The sequence below is a fragment of the Halobacillus alkaliphilus genome (genome assembly GCF_900113125.1).
In the GTDB taxonomy this organism is placed as follows: domain Bacteria; phylum Bacillota; class Bacilli; order Bacillales; family Halobacillaceae; genus Halobacillus; species Halobacillus alkaliphilus.
Window position 1 is genome coordinate 1 of sequence record NZ_FOOG01000015.1, and the last position, 19,149, is coordinate 19,149.

Consider the following 19,149-nt stretch of genomic DNA (forward strand, 5'->3'; position numbering starts at 1 on the left):
GAAAAGTTCTCCTTCTTAATCTGTATTAAAGGCTTTAATACAGGCTATGGCGATAGTTACATCCTGAAAATAGCTGCACAATCACATGGTCTCATCACTCATGTGATGTCTTAAGTGGTTTCGAGCATCTGATTAGGCTAGGTCCGGAGGGGGACGATGAAGACTCCTGTGGGATAAACATGATCGGTGAGACCCCGCAGAGCATTGCTCGAGGAGGCTCAGCACATGCCCACGGAAAGCGAATCGTCCCCCGCAGGACCTACAGACTCCCACAATATCTCGAAACTGAGTCTTACAGTAACCGGCCCTTTTGTTGAATAAAGAACACATAAAATCAGCAATAAAGTTATACATAGCCAACAAAAAAGCCCGTTGCACCTTGTGAGGTGCAACGGGCTTTACTTTCATTTTAACGGCGACGATTCCGGTTTCTTAGGAATGTCGGGATATCCAGGGTGTCTTCTTCCTGGTTTGGCTTTTGATTTTGTGGCTGAGGGCTTTCACGGCGAGGCTGTTCCTCACGTACGCTGCGCTCAGGATGACTAGGTTTTTGCTGGCTCGGACTTGGCTGGCTTGTAGATGGACGTTTCTTTTGCCCTTGAGCAATTTGCGTCTCATCAAAACCAGTTGCAATAACCGTAACTACAATTTCATCTTTGAGGTTTTCATTGATAACTGAACCAAAGATAACGTTTACTTCCTGATCCGCTGCTGATGTAACGATATCAGCTGCTTCTTGAACTTCATACAGGCTCAAGTTGGTTCCGCCGCTGATATTCATCAGTACGCCATGTGCCCCATCAATGGATGTTTCAAGCAATGGTGAAGATATAGCTTTCTTAGCAGCCTCTGCGGCTCTGCTTTCACCCGTAGCTATTCCAATGCCCATCAATGCTGATCCTTTGTCTACCATGATGGTCTTAACGTCTGCGAAGTCAACGTTGATCAGTCCTGGAACAGCAATTAAGTCTGATATGCCTTGTACACCTTGACGAAGAACATTGTCTGCTTCGCGGAATGCTTCCAGCATCGGTGTATTTTTATCAACAATTTCAAGAAGACGGTCATTTGGAATGACAATCAGCGTATCTACGCTTCCTTTCAATCCTTCGATTCCGCCTGCAGCTTGTGTGGAGCGTTTACGTCCTTCAAACGTGAACGGACGTGTTACAACACCTACGGTTAGCGCACCAAGTTCTTTAGCAACTTGTGCAATGACCGGTGCAGCACCTGTTCCTGTTCCGCCGCCCATTCCGGCTGTAACGAAAACCATATCTGCTCCTTGAAGAGCTTCTTCTAACTGTTCCTTACTTTCTTCGGCAGCTTTGCGGCCCACTTCCGGGTTTGCACCCGCACCAAGACCTCTAGTCAGTTTACCGCCAATTTGCATTTTAACTTCTGCTTTAGATAAATTCAGTGCCTGAGCATCTGTATTTACGGCGATGAATTCTACGCCTTGTACTCCATGCTCAATCATACGGTTGACGGCATTACTGCCACCGCCGCCTACTCCGATAACTTTAATGGTTGCCAGTTGGTCCATGCTTGTATCAAAATCTAACATCTTCCGTTCCTCCTAGTACACGAGATTACAAGATTTATTGTTTGTGTCCGTCCGCTGACCGACCTTGACCTGTCATTAATCAAAGAAATACTTTAATAAGTTGGACAAGCCTGATTCTTTCTTCTTCTCGGGCTTTTCATTTTCTTCATTTTGCTGTTTCGCAGCACGTTTCTGTTTTTTAGGCGCTGGTTGTGCAAATTCTTCAGTTACAGATGGGAAAATCTCTTTTCCTTGTATTTTCGCATTACGATAGGCGAATTGCAAGATACCTACACCACTTGTAAACTGCGGTTCTCTTACACCGATATAATCCGGGATTGCCAATCGAACATTCGAATGGAATACGTCCTGGGCAAGTTCCAGTATGCCAGGCATGTTCATCGTTCCGCCAGTCAGTACAAAACCTCCCGGCAATTCTCTTACTCCCATTCGTTGAAGCTCTTCAGCTGCTAAGACAAATATTTCTTCTAGTCTAGCTTCAATCATATCAGATAATTGCAATTGATTGAATGCCTGTTCGCGATTACTTCCAATGATTGTGACAGAAAATGTTTCCTGCTCATTAGCATCGTCAAAAAAAGCATGCCCATGCTCGACTTTCACTTTTTCTGCTTCTTCTGTCGATGTTCTTAATCCGATCGACAAGTCTTTTGTAATGTTATCTCCACCGAATGGAATTAAGCTGGTCCCTTTAAGGTGACCGTCTTCAAAAACAGAAATTGTGGTAGATCCACCGCCCACATCCAGTAGCGCAACACCAAGATTGGTTTCGTCGCTGGACAAGGAGACTGTCCCTGAAGCAAGAGGCTGAAGACAAACATCCAGTACCTCAAGCCCCGCACGCTCAACACACTTCAAAGTGTTATGTAAAACGGTTTTAGCACACGTAATAATCATACCTTCCATTTCCAATCGAACACCAATCATTCCGCGAGGATCAGTAATTTCATCCTGTCCATCCACGATAAACTGGCGGGGTATGACATCAATAATCTCTCTTTCTGGAGGTATAGATAGCACCTGGGCTGCATCAATCACCCGTGTAATGTCTTCATTACCAATCTCTCTGCTTTCACTTGAGACAGCAACCACTCCATGACAGGACTGCAGCTGAATATGATTGCCGTTAATACCTACCACTACACGGTCAATTTTCATATCTACCATGCGTTCTGCCTGTTCTACGGCTGAACGTATAGAATGGACCGTCTGATCTATATCAACAATTGCCCCTTTTTTCATACCGTTTGATTTAGCTGAGCCTACGCCAATAATATTGAGGGTATCATTTGAGATCTCTCCAATAATTACCTTTATACGACTCGTTCCTATATCTAAGCTAACTAATATTTCTTCTTGTTTCACCAGTGGCGCACCTCCTATTACAAGCCATTTGAGTAGTTCAAAGCATATCGAATTTACGATAAAAACACAATCTTTGCAACCATTTCGTAAATCAATTGATATTTTTTGAGACTCCAGCTTTTTTTAGATCACTTTTAAAGCTATTCTTTTAGTTGATTTCCACAAAGTCTAAAGAATATCCTTTTCATTCATCGCATTTTTTCAATTTTAAGTCAAGGAGCATTTGCAGAATTCACATGAATCCACCCTACCCTGCTGCCGTCAAAACCTTTATAACTTTTGCTATATCCATGCCATTTGTCAAGGCTTACTGCTCGGATTCTTCCGAGCTGGAGGCATCCGTAGAAGCAGATCCATCGTTATCTTCTTCATTTCCGCTTTGCTCACTGTCCTGTTCAGAGACTGGAGTGTCTTCCATATCAGGCTCGGAATCCTCTCTTGTTTCAGGTTGAGGGGTTAGTTCCGTATTTTCCTGAGGTGTGATCGTTGTTTCAGATTCTGGTGCTGACTCCGTATTATCTTCCGGACTATTATTTGCTTCAAATTCAGAGATTGATTCCTCGACCTGATCCGGGCTGTCAGCCTGAGCTTCACCTTCCGTATCTCCCTCTTCCCCCGCATCGGCATATTCTTCAAAATAAGCACCTACATCGATATGAATAATCCCTTCAGCGCCTTCTTCTAATTGAGCCACAATGGATGGATAAATGGTCATTTTATTTGAGAAATTCCGGATAGAAGCAAATACCTGAAAGCCATCGTTCATATACAGCCTAATTTGATAAGGGTTGTCTTCTTTAGGCTCCCAATGAATTTCGGAAATTAAATTCGTTACACTGTGCGGTAATTCCTTTAACTCTTTGGACATTTCTTCAAGATAAGTCTGTTTTGAAAAGCCGGCCAGGATCGGCGCATCTCCTCCAGGAAGTGAAGAAGTGGCCTCTAGTTTAGTTCCATTTTCAAGAATTGCAGAGAATTCACCGTTCGTTTGCACGTATCCGATCCGTTCTGCTTCTTCCACTTGAATCTGAACAGTATTCGGAAAATCTCGATTCACATTCACACTCTTAATTTCTTTATGAGATTCAACATTATTTTTTATAGAATCAGTATCTACTTTCCAATAATTAGTCTCTGTGGTTATATTAGCCAGTTCCTTAATTTCATCAGCAGTTACATGCCTTTCGCCCTGGACTTCTATATTACCTACATTACTCAGCGGTGACTGTAAATAAATCACAACCGCAATAAGTAAAAAGAGAATCATCAAATAAAGAATCAGTCTTCTGTTTGCTTTTTTCCTTCTTGTCTGCTTCAACTTAGGTATGCGATCTTCTATGGAAACGACTTTTCTCTCTTCCATAACGGGCATTTCTCCTTACTGCTAGACACCCTTTCGATGCTGCATTAAGCTGTATGAAAGAATGATTTACCATTACTTAATTCAATGAAGGGGTTTCTTCATCTAATGACTCCCATTATATCACAAATTTTCGCTAACGGATTACGTGAGTTAAACTAGTTTCATAATATTTTCTCCTATTTTCTCATTTATCCGCTTTCATTCACTAGTATGTCAGAATTACAGCTTCTCGTCATCCGTTTTCCACGAGTTTCATAATAAAATTATAGAAATGGGCCTGTTAGAATTGAGTGTGGATTTTACAGATAAGCTCTCGTTTCTGTAAGACTCAGTTTCGAGATAAAATAGGTCCATAAAAGAATGTTCGACTAAGACCGCCACGTCCTGTGGCAACGTCGAACGACCCTGCGTCGTGCAGGGCCCAATAGTTCAATAAGCCTCTTATAAAAATCAACGACTGTGTAAAATAAAGTCCGAGAAATAACGAAAAGACGATGCAGATAAATCTGTATCGTCTTTTAATGACTTGAAAATCTGCTGACGCTGAGCAATAATCCCAGCGAAGCAAGAGTAAGAGTGAGAGATGATCCGCCATAACTGACTAGAGGAAGTGTAATCCCAGTTACCGGAATCAACCCCGTTACTACACTAACATTAATCATTACTTGAATGGACACCATGCCCACGATGCCCAGGGCAAGAAGTGAACCAAAAAGGTCAGGAGCATAGAGACTCGTCCTGATTCCTCTCCATAGGAGAATGAAAAATAAAATCAGGATAAAGGCTCCTCCTAAGAACCCAAGTTCTTCTGCAAGTACCGCAAAAATAAAGTCTGTCTGAGGCTCAGGTAAGTAGAAGAATTTCTGCATGCTGTTTCCTAATCCAAGACCAAGCAATCCTCCTGGACCAATGGCATACAGGGACTGGATGATTTGAAATCCGCTTCCAAGAGGGTCTTCCCATGGATGAAGAAAGGCAGTAATACGCTTGATCCGGTAGGGAGCTGAAGCAATTAAAGCGATCATTCCAGCCATACCCGCCCCTGCCATCCACATAAAATGGCTGATTCTGGCTCCAGCAGTAAACATCATCACCATACATGTCCCAACCATAACCACGCCTGTCCCTAAATCAGGCTGAAGCATAATTAAAGCAAATGGAACGAGGATTAAAGCTAGTCCAGGAAGGAATCCCTGCTGAAATGAGTTCATTATCTTTTGACGCTCAGACAAAAAGCGTGCCAGAAATAAAATTAAACCAAGCTTCATAAACTCTGAAGGCTGAATACTGAACATCCCTACGCCAATCCAACTCCTTGCTCCTCCACGTACCATGCCCACGCCTGGAATTAATACAGCAATTAGAAATACTAGACACATGATTAAAATCCACTTGGAGTGTCTGTGCCAAACGTAGTAGGGAATTCTTGATAACGCCACCATGGCCACCAGTCCTACGGAAGCAAAAAGCATTTGACGCTTCGCAAAGAACCAAGGGTCATCAAACTTATACTCGGACCAGATGCTTGATGAACTGTAAACCATGACAATCCCCATAATCAATATCCCTAATATAGCGGCAACTAACCATAAATCCGGCTTTCTTTGTTTTTCCTCCATAAAAAAAGCCCTACCTCCCATCAGAATGGAAAACAGGGCTCAAGCTTGTCGCATAAAGCCCTTACTTCAGCTTATGCACAGCTTCTGTAAACATGTTGCCTCTTTCTTCGAATGTGCGATATTGATCCCAGCTCGCACAGGCAGGAGATAATAAAACGACATCATTTTGATTGGATAGATGATAAGCTTCTGTTACAGCCTTATCCATCGTTTCTACTTTAATGATATCTTTGATACCAGCAGACGTACCGGTCTCTTTTAAAAGGTCAGCCGTTTCACCAAATACGATCATTGCTTTTACGTTAGAGAGATACGGGGCAAGCCCTTCAAAACTGTTCCCCCGGTCCAGACCCCCTGCCAGCAGAATAATCGGCTGCTGGAACGAACGCAATGCATAGGAAGTGGCTAATATATTGGTCGCTTTAGAGTCATTGTAAAAGAACCTACCGTTTTTCTCCTGTACGTATTCCAGTCGATGCTTTACACCAGCAAAGGTCGTCAGCACCTGGTGAATGGCTTCATTGGAAATCCCGATGGTTTTCACAACAGCTAGAGCTGCCAGTATATTTTGCAGATTCTGCTCACCTACCAGCACAATTTCCGATTTCTTCATAATAGCTTCCTCATTATAGTAGATCCATTCATTATCTGCCCATGCCCCGCTGCCTTGCTGATGAAGAGTAAAAGGAACCTGTTTCGACTTTGCACCCGGAAGGTAGCTCATAATCTTCTTATCATCGGCATTGTACACAAATGTATCTTCTGAGGTCTGATTTTCTATAATTTTTGCTTTTGCATTATGATAAGCCTCAAGCGTGCCATGATAATCTAAATGAGCTTCGTAAAGGTTTAATAACACAGCAACGTCCGGTTTGAACGTTTCTGTTCCCAATAACTGAAAGGAGGACATTTCAACGACCATGGCCTCTTTATCACTGGTCGAACGAGCTACTTCACAAGCGACTTTTCCGATGTTACCTGCTACGGAAACAGGATGATCATCAGCCTTAATGATCTCATGGATTAATGTTGTGGTCGTGGTTTTTCCATTGGAACCCGTGATCGCAATCAGAGGTCCATCATGAAGTCTTCCCGCAAGCTCTACCTCCGTAACTACCGGGATTTCCCGTTTTACGGCTTCATCAATTAAGGGGTTTTCATAAGGAATGCCTGGGTTTTTAACAATCAGTTCTATTCCTTCAAGCGCTTCAAGCGGATGGCCACCCGTAATAACTTCTGCCCCTTTTTCGATTAAACTCTTAACATCTTCACTCTCTTTATCGGCCTTCAGGTCGTTGATTCTAACTTTGATTTCTGAATCAAGTAAGAGATGGGAGGCTGCCGTGCCACTTTTAGCTAAGCCAACAACTAAAACATGGTTATAAGGAAAATTCGTTAACGTCTTCATCCAAACATCACCTCAATATAAATCCCAAGCACGGCGAACACAAGACCTACTGTCCAAAACGTTGTGACGACACGCCACTCGGACCAGCCTTTCAGTTCATAATGGTGGTGCAGTGGGCTCATCTTAAAGACTCTTTTGCCTGTCGTTTTAAATGAAATAACCTGAATAATGACTGAGAGTGTTTCGAGTACAAACACCCCGCCTATGATCACAAGGATGAGTTCCAGTTTTGTTAAAATAGCTGCGATTGCAATGGCTCCACCAAGAGCGAGCGAGCCGGTGTCCCCCATAAATACCTTAGCAGGGTGAGCATTAAATACGAGAAACCCTAGTAATGCTCCTACAACAGCAAGGGTGAAAATAGTTACTTCCACATTAGACTGATCCGTCCACGCCAGAATAGCAAAAGCTCCGAAAGCAATAGCTGCTGTTCCTGCAAGCAGTCCATCCAAACCGTCTGTTAAGTTAACCGCATTAGATCCCCCTACAAGCATGAATAAAATGAGGAGTCCATATCCCCAGCCCAGTTCCAATTCAAAAGATGTACCAGGTAGAGTAATAAAAGTCGGAAAACCTGTTCGTTCTAAGATAATGTAAACAACGAGTGCAATAACAATTTGGCCAGCCATTTTCTGTTTTGAAGTTAAACCAAGATTTCGCTTTAAGGCTACTTTTATATAATCATCTAAAAACCCGAGCAGCCCATACCCGAGCAGTACAAATAAAACGAGAAATAGGTGGACGCTTGAAGAACCCGGTGTAAACCAGTATGAAGCGCAGAGGGTAGTGACCAGTACCGCAATGATAATCATCACACCGCCCATCGTAGGGGTTCCTGATTTTTTCTGGTGAGATTCCGGACCTTCTTCTCTAATAGCCTGACCGAACTTCAAACGTCTCAAATAAGGAATGATGATCGGCGATATCACAACTGTGAGAGCGAATGATAATGCCATGGTGATTAGTAATATGTAGTCGTTCATTTTCTAGTACCTCCTGTTACTTCGTTGTCAATCATCTCCTATGAATCATTTTACGAGATCGTTGAGTAATTCCTCCAGCTTCATCCCTCTCGAAGCCTTAATAAGAACTACGGTGTCGGCCGTTAATGCTGCACGTACATGATGACTTAAAGTTTCTTTATCTGTAAAATGTTTGGTTGCTATCTGCGGCTGCCGTTCTGCGACTGCCCTGGATATTTCTTCGGAATGCTCGCCAATAGTATAGACGGCATCAATTTTATCGGTAACGGCTTCAGCTACACTGCGGTGTAAGTCCCGGGACTGGGCCCCAAGTTCAAACATATCCCCGAGAATCAGGATCTTTCGAGATTTTGTAGTTAGTTGAGCCATCACTTCTATCAGAGCTTTCATTGATGTCGGTGAGGCGTTATAGGCGTCATTAATAATCAGAGAATCATTTATTCCTATGTGTTTCTCATAACGCATGCTCGACATCTGAAGATGATCAAAGCCTTCTTGAATTTGATCGGCCGAGAGTCCTGCCTTCTTAGCAAGGGTAATAACATAAGCTGCATTTTTCACATTATGCTTTCCAGCCAGCGGGAGCTTATAAGTTTCTTTTTCATTAATCGCGAACTCACTGGCATCATCTGAAGTGTTGATTACCTTCACTTGAGTATTGCTGCTGCTATTGAACCCGCATGATATTGATCTTTCATCTTGTTTAACGGCATCTAACAGCGGTTCGTCACCATCAATGATTAACGTACCATCCTTAGACATCCCGTCCCTGATTTCCAGCTTAGCAGAAGCGATGCCCTGCCGGGAGCCAAGGTTTTCAATATGGGATTCACCAATGTTTGTAATGACGGCATATTTGGGATGAGCAAGTTTTGATAAGACGGCAATTTCGCCTGCCCGGTCCATCCCCATTTCCAGGACAAGAACTTCTGTGTCCTCATTCATGGAGAGAATCGTCAAGGGAAGTCCGATATGATTATTATAATTTCCAGCTGTTTTATGCGTCTTATACTTCCGGCTTAACACAGAAGCTGTCATATCCTTTGTAGTTGTCTTTCCATTAGAGCCGGTTATTCCAATGACTAATGGATGAATCTTCTGCAAATAATACGCAGCCACTTCCTGAAGTCCTTTCGTCGTATCCTCAACAAAAAAGACAGGGAAATCGGTCGGTACGGCGGAAGAAAGCTCCCTATCCTTCTGCCAGAGCGCTGCGACCGCTCCTTGTTTAATTGCGTCCTTTATAAAATCATGGGCATCAAAATTCTCACCCACTATGGGTATAAACAAACTCTGCTTAGCCTCCACTCTTGTGTCGGTTAGAATTTCTTTTAATGTAATTCTGTCTTGCGCCGCTCCTTTAAATTCAGGGAAGAGGGTAGTCAGTTCTTGCACTTCTAAAATCATGATGGACGCTCCTTCATTCTCTTTAATATCATTTTTGCTACTTCACTATCATCGAAAGGATGTCTCACACCATTTACTTCCTGGTATGTTTCGTGTCCTTTTCCGGCAATTAGGACCATATCTCCTGCTTTTGCCATTCTAAGAGCATATTCAATCGCCTGCTCCCGGTCTTCAATTAATTCAAATGGATTGCTCAAGTGTCCGGTCATATCCTGAAAAATCTGTTTAGGATCTTCGCTTCGCGGATTATCCGTTGTAAAAATAACGTGATCGGCTCCTTGTATCGCGGCGTCAGCCATATAAGACCGCTTGCTCCGGTCTCTGTCCCCTCCGCATCCCACCACTACATAAGTGACACCTTTACAGAATTCTGAGATCGTCTTTAAAGCATTTTGCAGGGAGTCCGGTGTATGGGCATAATCAATTACTACTCCATACTCCTGTCCTTCCCGAACCGGCTCAAAACGTCCCCTCACACCACGGGTCGTTTCGAAAGCATGCTTGATAACAGGAAGAGGAATACCCGACAAAATTGCTGCCCCAGCTGCTGCAAGCATATTATAAACACTGAAAAGCCCCATAAGGGGACTGTTAATAGCAATTTCCCCTTTGGGAGTTTCCAGACTATAAGCAGCGCCTGTTTCTCCTAGTATGATGTCCTTCGCCATTATATCTGCATTGGAGTGAATCCCATATGTAAGCAGGGATTGTGAAGTCGAGTGAATAAATCGTTTCGCCTGCTTGGAATCTTTATTTATGATAGCAAATTTTCGCCGCCCTTTATTATACCCGTTACCTAATTGAGCAAACAATAGGGACTTAGCCCGAAGATAATCATCAAAGTTATCATGGTAATCTAAATGATCGCGGGTGAGATTGGTGAAGATGGCAATGTCAAAATCGCAGCCATAGACTCTGCCTTGATCAAGCGCATGCGAAGAGACCTCCATAATCGCCGTAGTTACCTTCGCCTTGCGCATTTCCGCAAAATAACGCTGAAGTGAGAGACTGTCTGGAGTGGTATTCTTAACAGGATAGGTTTTTCCAGCGATAGACACTTGAATCGTGCCGATCATTCCTGTCCGTTGATTATAATTCCGAAAGATTTCGTCCAATAAATACGAAACAGTTGTTTTCCCATTCGTTCCTGTCACTCCAATCACCCTTAAGTGCTCCGATGGAAAACCATAAAAAATAGAAGCTGCCATCGCAAGAGCCCTCACGGTATCATTTACAATCACAACAGGCAGGCTCGTTGTGACTTCTCTTTCCGCCATGATGACCGCAGCCCCTTTAGCTTCTGCTTCTTGCGCATACTCATGTCCATCGGCTTCAACACCGTGAATGCAAATAAAAAGGTCACCGGGACCCGTGGATCTTGAATCCATCGAAATCCCTTTAACCGTAATGTCTAACAGGGGTTGAGTTACTTTATAAAAAGGCATAAGCTTCAGTAACTTTTTCATTTTCATAACTGTCACCCTTACCCACATACAAGATTCATTATAGCAAATTGACGAACCTTCTGTATGCCCATTATTGTTTTTTTGAACGGTTTATCGTTACAGTTTGTTCACGAATTTGAAACATAATGCAACTAACTATTTCTAATTCCCCATATAAACTCGGACTTTGGATCCGCTCGGCACCTTCACTCCAGCTTCAGGCGCCTGGGTAATCACTTTATCACCTTTTCCACTTGCCTCGATTTTTAAGTTGGTGAGCAACTGATTGAGCTCTTTTTTCTCAAGCCCTGTAACATTCGGAACTTCAACCAATGGCTCATCAGGCCATGTATATTCTTTTTCCAGTCCATCTTTACGCGGTTTCACCTCTAAAGCTCTCAGGCTGTCTTCCATGATATTCCCTACGATAGGAGCCGCCACAACGCCTCCAAACTGGACGGTATCCTTCGGGTTATCGATGGCTAAATAAACCACTAATTCAGGATCATCTGCAGGCGCAAAGCCAATGAATGAAACGATATGGTTGTTTTCCATATACCTTCCATCCGGTCCAACCTTTTGGGCGGTACCCGTCTTACCACCTACGCGATATCCTTCGACATAAGCTCCGCGGCCTGTTCCTTTAGCCACAACGCTCTCCAGCGCCTTACGGATTTGTGCGGATGTTTCTTCTGAAATTACGCGATCCTTTACTTTCGGCTCATTCTTTTCTTCTGCTTCTCCAGTGACTGGATCAAGCCAGGCTTCCTGGATGTAAGGTTCGTAATAATATCCTCCATTCACAGCTGCCGCTACGGCCATCACCTGTTGAATAGGGGTAACAGAGACGCCTTGTCCAAACGCTGTCGTTGCCTGTTCCACAGGACCAACATTTTTAGGCTTAAACAAAATCCCTTTGCCTTCCCCTTCCAAGTCAATACCAGTCTTTTCCCCGAAACCGAATCGGTCAATATATTCAAATAGTTTATCTTTACCTAAGCGCTGGCCCAATTGGACAAATCCTGGGTTACAAGAGTTTTGAACTACTTCCAAAAACGTCTGATCCCCGTGTCCTCCACGCTTCCAGCAGTGTAAAGTGGCTCCATCTACCTTCACAGCACCTGAATCGTGAAAATGCTCATCGTGTAGGTCGACCAGATTTTCTTCCAGCGCCGCTGCGAGCGTAATAATTTTAAAAGTAGAACCCGGCTCATACGTACTCCAAACCGGCAAATTTCGATTATAAACCATTGGTTCAACTTCCTGATAATTAGCTGGATTAAAATTCGGACGCGAAGCCATAGCTACTACCTTCCCAGTATCAGGATCCACTGCTAAAGCGACCGCTCCGTCTGGGTTGTATTTGCTTTGGGCAATATCCAGCTCTCTTTCAACAATGGCCTGGACTTTATAATCAATCGTAAGCTGAAGATCTTTTCCGTCTACCGGGGGTTTGTAAATATCGGCCATGTCAGGCATTCGCTTCCCTTTTGCATCGGAGAAGAAAGAAAGAGCTCCCTTTTCGCCCTTAAGCTCATCATCATAATAGGCTTCAAGACCAAGAAGCCCCTGATTATCAATGCCGCTGAAACCGAGTACGTGGGAAAGAAACGAACCATGAGGATAGTAGCGCTCCGAATCTTCTGCGATGTAGACCCCAGGCATCCCTAGAGATTGGATAGCTTCTGCTTTATCTTCTGAGATTTTCCGGCCTTCTGGGTGGATTTTTTCAATAGATATTTGTTTCGTGACGTGGGTGTAGGCTTTCTCCACACTCATCTCAAGAATTTGAGCTAAATTCTTAGCTGTGGTTTCAGGGTCTTTTACCTGCCTTGGTACAACCATGACGGTTGGAGCGGACTGATTGCCGACAAGCACTTCCCCATTTGTGTCCACAATGCTGCCTCTTTCTGGTTCAAATGTGATGTCACGGCTCCATGACTCTTCTGCTTTAGCGATTAGAAAATCACTGAGTACAAATTGAACGTACCCGAGCCTTCCAATAATGACACAAAAAATAACCATTCCCACAAGAAAAACAGTGATCAATCGTTTCTTAACAATGACTTGCGATACTCTTCTCATCCACATAACTCCTTTTGAAAGTCGGTAGAGTCAGCTTGTATCACTATATGCATTGTAGAAGCGATTAGAACACTGTCTGGAATGGTCTTCCCTATGATTCTGGCGGTGCTAGTTCTACCACCAGATAACCTTCTTCTTTAATCTCCGAACCTGGAGCTATGCTTTGTTTTGCTACGTATCCATTACCCATCGTTTCTATATTGAAGCCAAAATACTCGGCAAGACGGTGGACATCCCTCAAAGAATAGCCTGTCAGATCAGGCATCGTTGGTTGATCGGTTATAACCATAATTCTCTGATTCTTTAATAGCTTAGCGCCTGGTTCAGGTAATATTTTCTCTACCTCACTACCTTGACCAATCACTTCCACCCGATTGAAGTTTTCTTTTAATCGGCTGGTAGCTTTCTCCACAGAAAGATCGGTGACATCAGGAAGTTTTACTTGAGAGACTTTGGTTTGACTCTCCTCATCTGGTTTAATATCGAGATAATGCAGACTGTTTTCCATGACCGTTTTCACAATGTGCGATACTGGATCTGAGCCATACTCAGTATTATCCAAATCAGGCTGCTGGACAGCCACATACATTAATAGTTCAGGATCATCTTTCGGGGCCATACCCATGAAAGAAAACGTGTAGTTCTCTCTTCCGGTCATATAGCCGCCTCCTGGTTTACTAATCTGTGCGGTTCCGGTCTTACCCGCGAGGGAAAAATCATCAAGTTTAAATTTCTGACCTGTACCATTTTCAGAAGTGACTACCTGCCCCATTAAATCTCTCACCTGAGAGGCTGTTGATTTTGAAATAGGTTCTCCAATAACTTCAGGTGACTGCTCTTTTAAAATTTCCCCGTCCTTACTTGAAGAAATCTTTGAAAGAATATAAGGTTTCATCATTTTGCCATCATTTGCAATGGATGTAGCAGCTGTCATGAGCTGGATCGGTGCAACCGTTGAGCCTTGACCAAATGCGGTGGTAATCTGCTCAATTGGCTTATCAAAAACTAATGAACCTGTTTTCTCTCCAGGTAAGTCAATCCCAGACTTTTGATTGAGATGAAAATCAGAGAGATATTTCTTAAACTTATCGGGGCCTAATTTCTCGTAAGCAAGGATGGATGCAGCAACGTTTGAGGATCGCTGAAATCCTTCGTTAAAGGAAATCATTCCCCAGCCCTCTCCGTTGTTATGATCGCCAATTGTACTTGAATTCTCCGTCACTTGATACCTGCCGGATTTATATAGCTCATCACCATCATAAACTCCTTCTTCGATAGCGGAAGCCCAGGTGAACATTTTCATAGTGGAGCCCGGTTCGAAAGGATAAGCTATCAAATCATTGTACCAGTTCTCTACCTCGCCAAGGTCATTAGGGTTATAACTCGGACGGTTACTCATGGCTAAGATCTGGCCTGTATCAGGATCCATAACACCGGCCATGATTTTCTCTGGACTGTATTGTTCATCTACTTGAGACATGGCATCTTCCAGAAAGGTCTGGATTTTCTGGTCAATCGTCAGGTAAACATTTTCGCCATCATCCGGTTCCTTCATCACCTGATTAGGATCCAGCAGTTTAGTTCCGTATTTATCGCGTTCATAGCTTATTTTTCCTTCTTCTTCTTTCAAATACTTCTGCATTTGCTTTTCTATTCCTGTAATTCCTTTGATATCCCCATCTTGTGACCGGGCAAACCCAATGAGATGTGAGGCAAAAACCCCGTTAGGATAATAGCGCTTAGCTTCTTCCTGAAACGTGATACCATTCAAGTTTAAATCTTTAATCTCTTCCATTTCTTCTTGAGAGATTTCCCGCCCATTAGCTCCAAACTCTACTTGAAAGCGATCATTTTCCTTACCATTCTTAATAGTTTCAAGGATTTCACTTTCCTTAAGTTCAAGTAAAGGAGCAAGTTCGGAAGCCACTTTTTCAGGATCTGTTACGTGTTTGGGGTTTTCAAGGTTTACTGAATAGTCCGGGTCTACAATCGCCTGTAAACGATACATAGGACGATCATAGGCCAGCACCATTCCATTCTTATCATAGATTTTGCCTCGGTCGGCATCAATCTTGTAAGAGCTTGTCCTGATCTCCTCCGCCCATTCTTTTAAATCTACACCCTCTACAGTCGCTGTAGTTTCAATATAAAGGAACCGGCCGACAATAATCAGAAATACAAAAGAAAACACAAGGATGAGCAGAGCTGCACCCCTATGTGTGTTTGGGTTTTTCATATATACATCACCAGTTTTAAGATTTTATTACTCGATATTAGCTGCTTGTTTGACTTGCGCATTTTGGATGTCCAGTCCATTCTCTTTGGCGATCTTAAGAATACGGTCCGGATTGCTCAGTTCTTTCACTTGAAAAGCAAGGTTTTCATTCTGAGATTCCTGTTTAGAAATTTCCTGCTCCAAGCTTCGAATATCACGATTCAACTCATCCGTTGACGCCGAAAATTGCACCAGAAATATAGAGGCCGCAAGAAATAATGTTGTGGCTGCTGAATACAGCATTTTCTCCCCCGTACTGATCCATTGTTTTTTGCGATGCTTTACTTTTTTTACCTGTTTCTGTCTCTCAGGCTGTTGAAAAGGCTGCTCCTCTTTTCTTATTTTCTCTACACTCATGTTTGCTTCCACCCTTCTTCAAATTGAAACTCTGAATTCCAAGGTTTAATCTTCTCTACAACTCTCAACTTTGCTGAGCGTGAACGACGGTTTTCTTCCAATTCTTCACTTTCGGCAACAATCGGTTTACGTGTCACCATTTCAAATGGCGGTTGTTTATCTTCAGGGATAATGGGGATATTTTTGGGCAGAGGCGGATTAGAACTCCATTTTTTAAAAGCTTGCTTACATAAGCGGTCTTCTAAAGAATGGAAGGTAATCACGGCAATACGTCCATTCATGGCACACACTCGGGCAGCCTGATGCAGACTATCCTGAAAAGCACCCAGTTCGTCATTTACGGCAATACGAATTGCCTGAAAAATTCTCTTCGCCGGATGCCCGCCCTTACGTCTGGCAGGTGCAGGAATTCCCTCTTTAATTAGTTCGACAAGTTCTCCTGTTGTTTCAATCGTTTTCTCAGCTCGAGCGGCTTCAATTTTTCTTGCAATCTGTTTAGAAAATTTCTCTTCTCCATACTTAAAGAAAATTCTTACGAGACGCTCATACGGCCACTCATTCACGACTTCTTTGGCACTCAGTTCATTAGACTGATTCATCCGCATATCTAAAGGTGCATCTTGATGATAGCTGAATCCACGTTCCTCAACATCTAATTGAGGACTTGATACACCAAGGTCGTATAAAATCCCATCGACTTCGGTGTAACCTAGTTCTTCCAGTTCATTCTCCAATTCACGGAAGTTCGCATGCACAAAAATCACTCGATCCGAGTATTCCTCCAAACGTTCACGCGCCGCTCCAAGGGCTGCTTCATCCTGATCGAATGAAATTAACCGGCCCTTCTCGCTTAACAGAGAGGCAATCACTTCTGAGTGCCCTCCACCGCCAAGCGTACAGTCGACATATGTACCGTCAGGATGAATGTTTAAGTGCTTTATAGTTTCTTTTTTTAATACGCTGTAGTGTTCAAACATGTACTCACTCGTTTCTCATCTTCAAATATCAAAATCAAGCATATTCTCTGCAATTTCAGAGAATGATTCTTCCGATGCCTCAAAATACGTTTCCCAATGCTCATTGCTCCAGAATTCAATCCGGTTCGATACGCCGATGACCACACATTCTTTCTCAAGTGAAGCATACTTACGAAGTGGAGGTGGGATATTGATTCTTCCCTGCTTGTCCACTTCACATTCGACGGCACCTGAAAAGAAGAACCTGGTGAAAGCGCGGGCATCTTTTTTTGTAAGGGGGAGCTTCTTAAGCTTCTCTTCAAGAAGCTTCCATTCATTCATAGGATAAGCAAATAAGCATTGCTCTAAACCTCGAGTAAGGACAAACGTTTCCCCAAGGTCTTCACGAAATTTGGACGGAACAATAATCCGACCTTTCGTATCAATGTTATGCTGGAATTCACCCATGAACATAATGGTTCCCCACCTTCTGTCTTCACCTTACCACATCGCCCCACTTTTCTCCACATACTTTTAATTTTTCTGCATCTACAAAAAAAATCCTGCCTGAAAAGGCAAGATTTTAAAGGTTTAAATGATTTTTTTCACACAGTGGAGAAAGGTGGAGGACTTTTTATACATAGACGACATAATGATCCTGATCAAAAGTTAACAAATGCTGATTTAGTCGCTGGAAAACGTCCGTTCCCTGCTCATTCACCCATGGGAGAATACTCCACATCCGTTCTTGAAGACCGCCTGCAGGGTGGAGAAGTAAATCCAGTTCATTAAACTGAGTCACTTCTCTTTCGTATTTCTCTTCCAACGTCTTAGCCATCCGCTTTTCTAAATAATCAACATGCTGGTAAATGTAATGAAGATTTTTATCTGCAAGACCTTCGAGATCCGGTCCCAGTTCTGCAGATTTTTCTCTAAGAGGCTTGTGAATACGCTCAATTTCCTCTTTTACCTGCGCACTGAGCTGAGGAATAGGCGGCGCACTCTTGGACGCAATCCACCTCATTTTCTTTTCGCCGGTGCCAAATTGTACAGCTTCCTGAGGTTCTAAGTGGAAGTGTTTCAAATCCTGCTCGGATTTACGGTCTACCAATGTAAAGGATAAACGAGGAAGTACCGGCGGCATCTGAAGACCGACGGCTTCAAACCCAGGTTTTAGTACAGACCAGTAATTAATCTCGCCTGGTCCACCTATAAACGCGAGTACAGGGAATAAGAAATCCTGCATGAGCGGCCTTGACACTACATTATTGCTTAAACACTCAGGGTGATGTTCTGCTATCTCTAATAATTCCTGCTCCGATAACAGGACTTCATTCTGTTTGCCTCTGAAGCTCCCGTCCTTCTCACGAGTGAGAAGGACACGCTCACCCTCATGATGGTAGAACAAATGAGCATCTTCTGCTTCACTGTCTAATACTGTCTCATATCCATCCTGAGCATTTAATTGAATGGCAGAAAAAACACGATGAGCGATTTCGGCATTTTGCTGAATCATTGAAGTAAAGTAAGCAGATTCAAGCTTACGTACTTCCGGGCGATGAGCATCCATCACCACCAGACCTTCATCCGGAAACAGGAGATAAACCAGTTTGGCAAAGAAATCACTATAGCTTTCTGACTGCTCCAATAAGCGCAGTGTCTGTTGATAGAAATCACCAGTGTATTCCGTCTCATCTATCTCACTGAATATTTGCTGCAGCCATTCTTCTCCAGCTTTCTGGTCAATTTTAATATCTGAAACGGAAGCTTTTCGGTCCGGTTCCTGGGAGATAGCCATTTTTTTCATTTTTCCGTGACTATTAACCATAATGTGGTTAATCTCATCAAAATCATGATCCTCTCCTGCAACCCAGAAAACCGGGAGAACAGGCTTACCTAGTTCAGCTTCCTTCTTTTTAGCCAGCTGAAGGACAGAGATGATTTTATGAACCGTGTACAACGGACCTGTAAGCAGTCCCGCTTGTTGTCCCGCTATGACCACGGTTGCGTTTTCATCTTTCAGCCTTTCAATATTGTCCAATGTACTTTTCGGTGCCCCCCATCTCTCGTTCATTTCTTTTAAAACTTCCGAAAGATTGGTGCGCTGATAGGTTTGGTCTTGCAAAAACTGCCATCGATTCTTCCAGGCTTCCTGATCTCCGGGCGCATACGAGAATTTATCTTTTACGTTTTCGAAGTTATATTTATAATCATGAAACAGGCTCTGTTTCGGTTTTAATTGAATAGGATCGATCCGCATTTATGAACTACTCCTTTGTCGGGCAAATATTCTTGTAGTATGTATCCTCTTAGTATTGTACA

At 43.1% G+C, this 19,149-nt stretch carries 14 protein-coding genes; all 14 read right to left on the minus strand.

The window, feature by feature from the left end; all coding sequences use genetic code 11:
* Nucleotides 1-409: 409 nt before the first annotated feature.
* Nucleotides 410-1,564, minus strand: coding sequence for a cell division protein FtsZ (gene ftsZ, locus BMZ06_RS09890; RefSeq protein ID WP_089751882.1), 1,155 nt, complete (start codon nucleotides 1,562-1,564; stop codon nucleotides 410-412).
* A 75-nt stretch (nucleotides 1,565-1,639) separates the two neighbouring features.
* Nucleotides 1,640-2,929, minus strand: coding sequence for a cell division protein FtsA (gene ftsA, locus BMZ06_RS09895; RefSeq protein ID WP_089751883.1), 1,290 nt, complete (start codon nucleotides 2,927-2,929; stop codon nucleotides 1,640-1,642).
* Nucleotides 2,930-3,236: 307 nt separating this feature from the next.
* On the minus strand, nucleotides 3,237-4,292 hold the full coding sequence (locus BMZ06_RS09900) for a cell division protein FtsQ/DivIB (protein WP_089751884.1): 1,056 nt from the start codon (nucleotides 4,290-4,292) through the stop codon (nucleotides 3,237-3,239).
* Nucleotides 4,293-4,810: 518 nt separating this feature from the next.
* A complete protein-coding gene (spoVE, locus tag BMZ06_RS09905; RefSeq protein WP_089751885.1) occupies nucleotides 4,811-5,911 on the minus strand; it encodes a stage V sporulation protein E in 1,101 nt (366 codons plus the stop codon).
* A gap of 61 nt (nucleotides 5,912-5,972) precedes the next feature.
* On the minus strand, nucleotides 5,973-7,319 hold the full coding sequence (gene murD, locus BMZ06_RS09910; protein WP_089751886.1) for a UDP-N-acetylmuramoyl-L-alanine--D-glutamate ligase: 1,347 nt from the start codon (nucleotides 7,317-7,319) through the stop codon (nucleotides 5,973-5,975).
* Entirely contained in the window at nucleotides 7,316-8,302 is a 987-nt protein-coding gene (gene mraY / locus BMZ06_RS09915) for a phospho-N-acetylmuramoyl-pentapeptide-transferase (protein WP_089751887.1), read from the minus strand. The genes murD and mraY overlap by 4 nt, the downstream gene beginning before the upstream one ends.
* Before the next feature lie 45 nt (nucleotides 8,303-8,347).
* Nucleotides 8,348-9,709, minus strand: coding sequence for a UDP-N-acetylmuramoyl-tripeptide--D-alanyl-D-alanine ligase (locus BMZ06_RS09920; protein WP_089751888.1), 1,362 nt, complete (start codon nucleotides 9,707-9,709; stop codon nucleotides 8,348-8,350).
* Entirely contained in the window at nucleotides 9,706-11,181 is a 1,476-nt protein-coding gene (locus BMZ06_RS09925) for a UDP-N-acetylmuramoyl-L-alanyl-D-glutamate--2,6-diaminopimelate ligase (protein ID WP_089751889.1), read from the minus strand. The genes BMZ06_RS09920 and BMZ06_RS09925 overlap by 4 nt, the downstream gene beginning before the upstream one ends.
* Nucleotides 11,182-11,316: 135 nt before the next feature.
* Nucleotides 11,317-13,239, minus strand: coding sequence for a stage V sporulation protein D (locus BMZ06_RS09930; RefSeq protein ID WP_089751890.1), 1,923 nt, complete (start codon nucleotides 13,237-13,239; stop codon nucleotides 11,317-11,319).
* A 91-nt stretch (nucleotides 13,240-13,330) separates the two neighbouring features.
* Entirely contained in the window at nucleotides 13,331-15,475 is a 2,145-nt protein-coding gene (locus BMZ06_RS09935; protein ID WP_089751891.1) for a penicillin-binding protein, read from the minus strand.
* Nucleotides 15,476-15,502: 27 nt separating this feature from the next.
* The gene (gene ftsL / locus BMZ06_RS09940; protein WP_089751892.1) at nucleotides 15,503-15,871 is read right to left on the minus strand and encodes a cell division protein FtsL; all 369 of its coding nucleotides are present in this window, start codon (nucleotides 15,869-15,871) and stop codon (nucleotides 15,503-15,505) included.
* A complete protein-coding gene (gene rsmH / locus BMZ06_RS09945) occupies nucleotides 15,868-16,848 on the minus strand; it encodes a 16S rRNA (cytosine(1402)-N(4))-methyltransferase RsmH (protein WP_089751893.1) in 981 nt (326 codons plus the stop codon). The genes ftsL and rsmH overlap by 4 nt, the downstream gene beginning before the upstream one ends.
* Before the next feature lie 21 nt (nucleotides 16,849-16,869).
* Nucleotides 16,870-17,301: a division/cell wall cluster transcriptional repressor MraZ gene (gene mraZ / locus BMZ06_RS09950; protein WP_089751894.1), complete on the minus strand. Its 432-nt coding sequence runs from the start codon at nucleotides 17,299-17,301 to the stop codon at nucleotides 16,870-16,872.
* 160 nt (nucleotides 17,302-17,461) lie between these two features.
* The gene (gene bshC, locus BMZ06_RS09955; RefSeq protein WP_089751895.1) at nucleotides 17,462-19,087 is read right to left on the minus strand and encodes a bacillithiol biosynthesis cysteine-adding enzyme BshC; all 1,626 of its coding nucleotides are present in this window, start codon (nucleotides 19,085-19,087) and stop codon (nucleotides 17,462-17,464) included.
* Nucleotides 19,088-19,149: the final 62 nt, after the last annotated feature.

Coding starts and splice junctions, on each gene's coding strand:
- ftsZ (WP_089751882.1), bottom strand. CDS start 1,564: ATGTTAGATTTTGATACAAGCATGGACCAACTGGCAACCATTAAAGTT.
- BMZ06_RS09900 (WP_089751884.1), bottom strand. CDS start 4,292: ATGGAAGAGAGAAAAGTCGTTTCCATAGAAGATCGCATACCTAAGTTG.
- spoVE (WP_089751885.1), bottom strand. CDS start 5,911: ATGGAGGAAAAACAAAGAAAGCCGGATTTATGGTTAGTTGCCGCTATA.
- murD (WP_089751886.1), bottom strand. CDS start 7,319: ATGAAGACGTTAACGAATTTTCCTTATAACCATGTTTTAGTTGTTGGC.
- mraY (WP_089751887.1), bottom strand. CDS start 8,302: ATGAACGACTACATATTACTAATCACCATGGCATTATCATTCGCTCTC.
- BMZ06_RS09920 (WP_089751888.1), bottom strand. CDS start 9,709: ATGATTTTAGAAGTGCAAGAACTGACTACCCTCTTCCCTGAATTTAAA.
- BMZ06_RS09925 (WP_089751889.1), bottom strand. CDS start 11,181: ATGAAAATGAAAAAGTTACTGAAGCTTATGCCTTTTTATAAAGTAACT.
- BMZ06_RS09930 (WP_089751890.1), bottom strand. CDS start 13,239: ATGAGAAGAGTATCGCAAGTCATTGTTAAGAAACGATTGATCACTGTT.
- BMZ06_RS09935 (WP_089751891.1), bottom strand. CDS start 15,475: ATGAAAAACCCAAACACACATAGGGGTGCAGCTCTGCTCATCCTTGTG.
- ftsL (WP_089751892.1), bottom strand. CDS start 15,871: ATGAGTGTAGAGAAAATAAGAAAAGAGGAGCAGCCTTTTCAACAGCCT.
- rsmH (WP_089751893.1), bottom strand. CDS start 16,848: ATGTTTGAACACTACAGCGTATTAAAAAAAGAAACTATAAAGCACTTA.
- mraZ (WP_089751894.1), bottom strand. CDS start 17,301: ATGTTCATGGGTGAATTCCAGCATAACATTGATACGAAAGGTCGGATT.
- bshC (WP_089751895.1), bottom strand. CDS start 19,087: ATGCGGATCGATCCTATTCAATTAAAACCGAAACAGAGCCTGTTTCAT.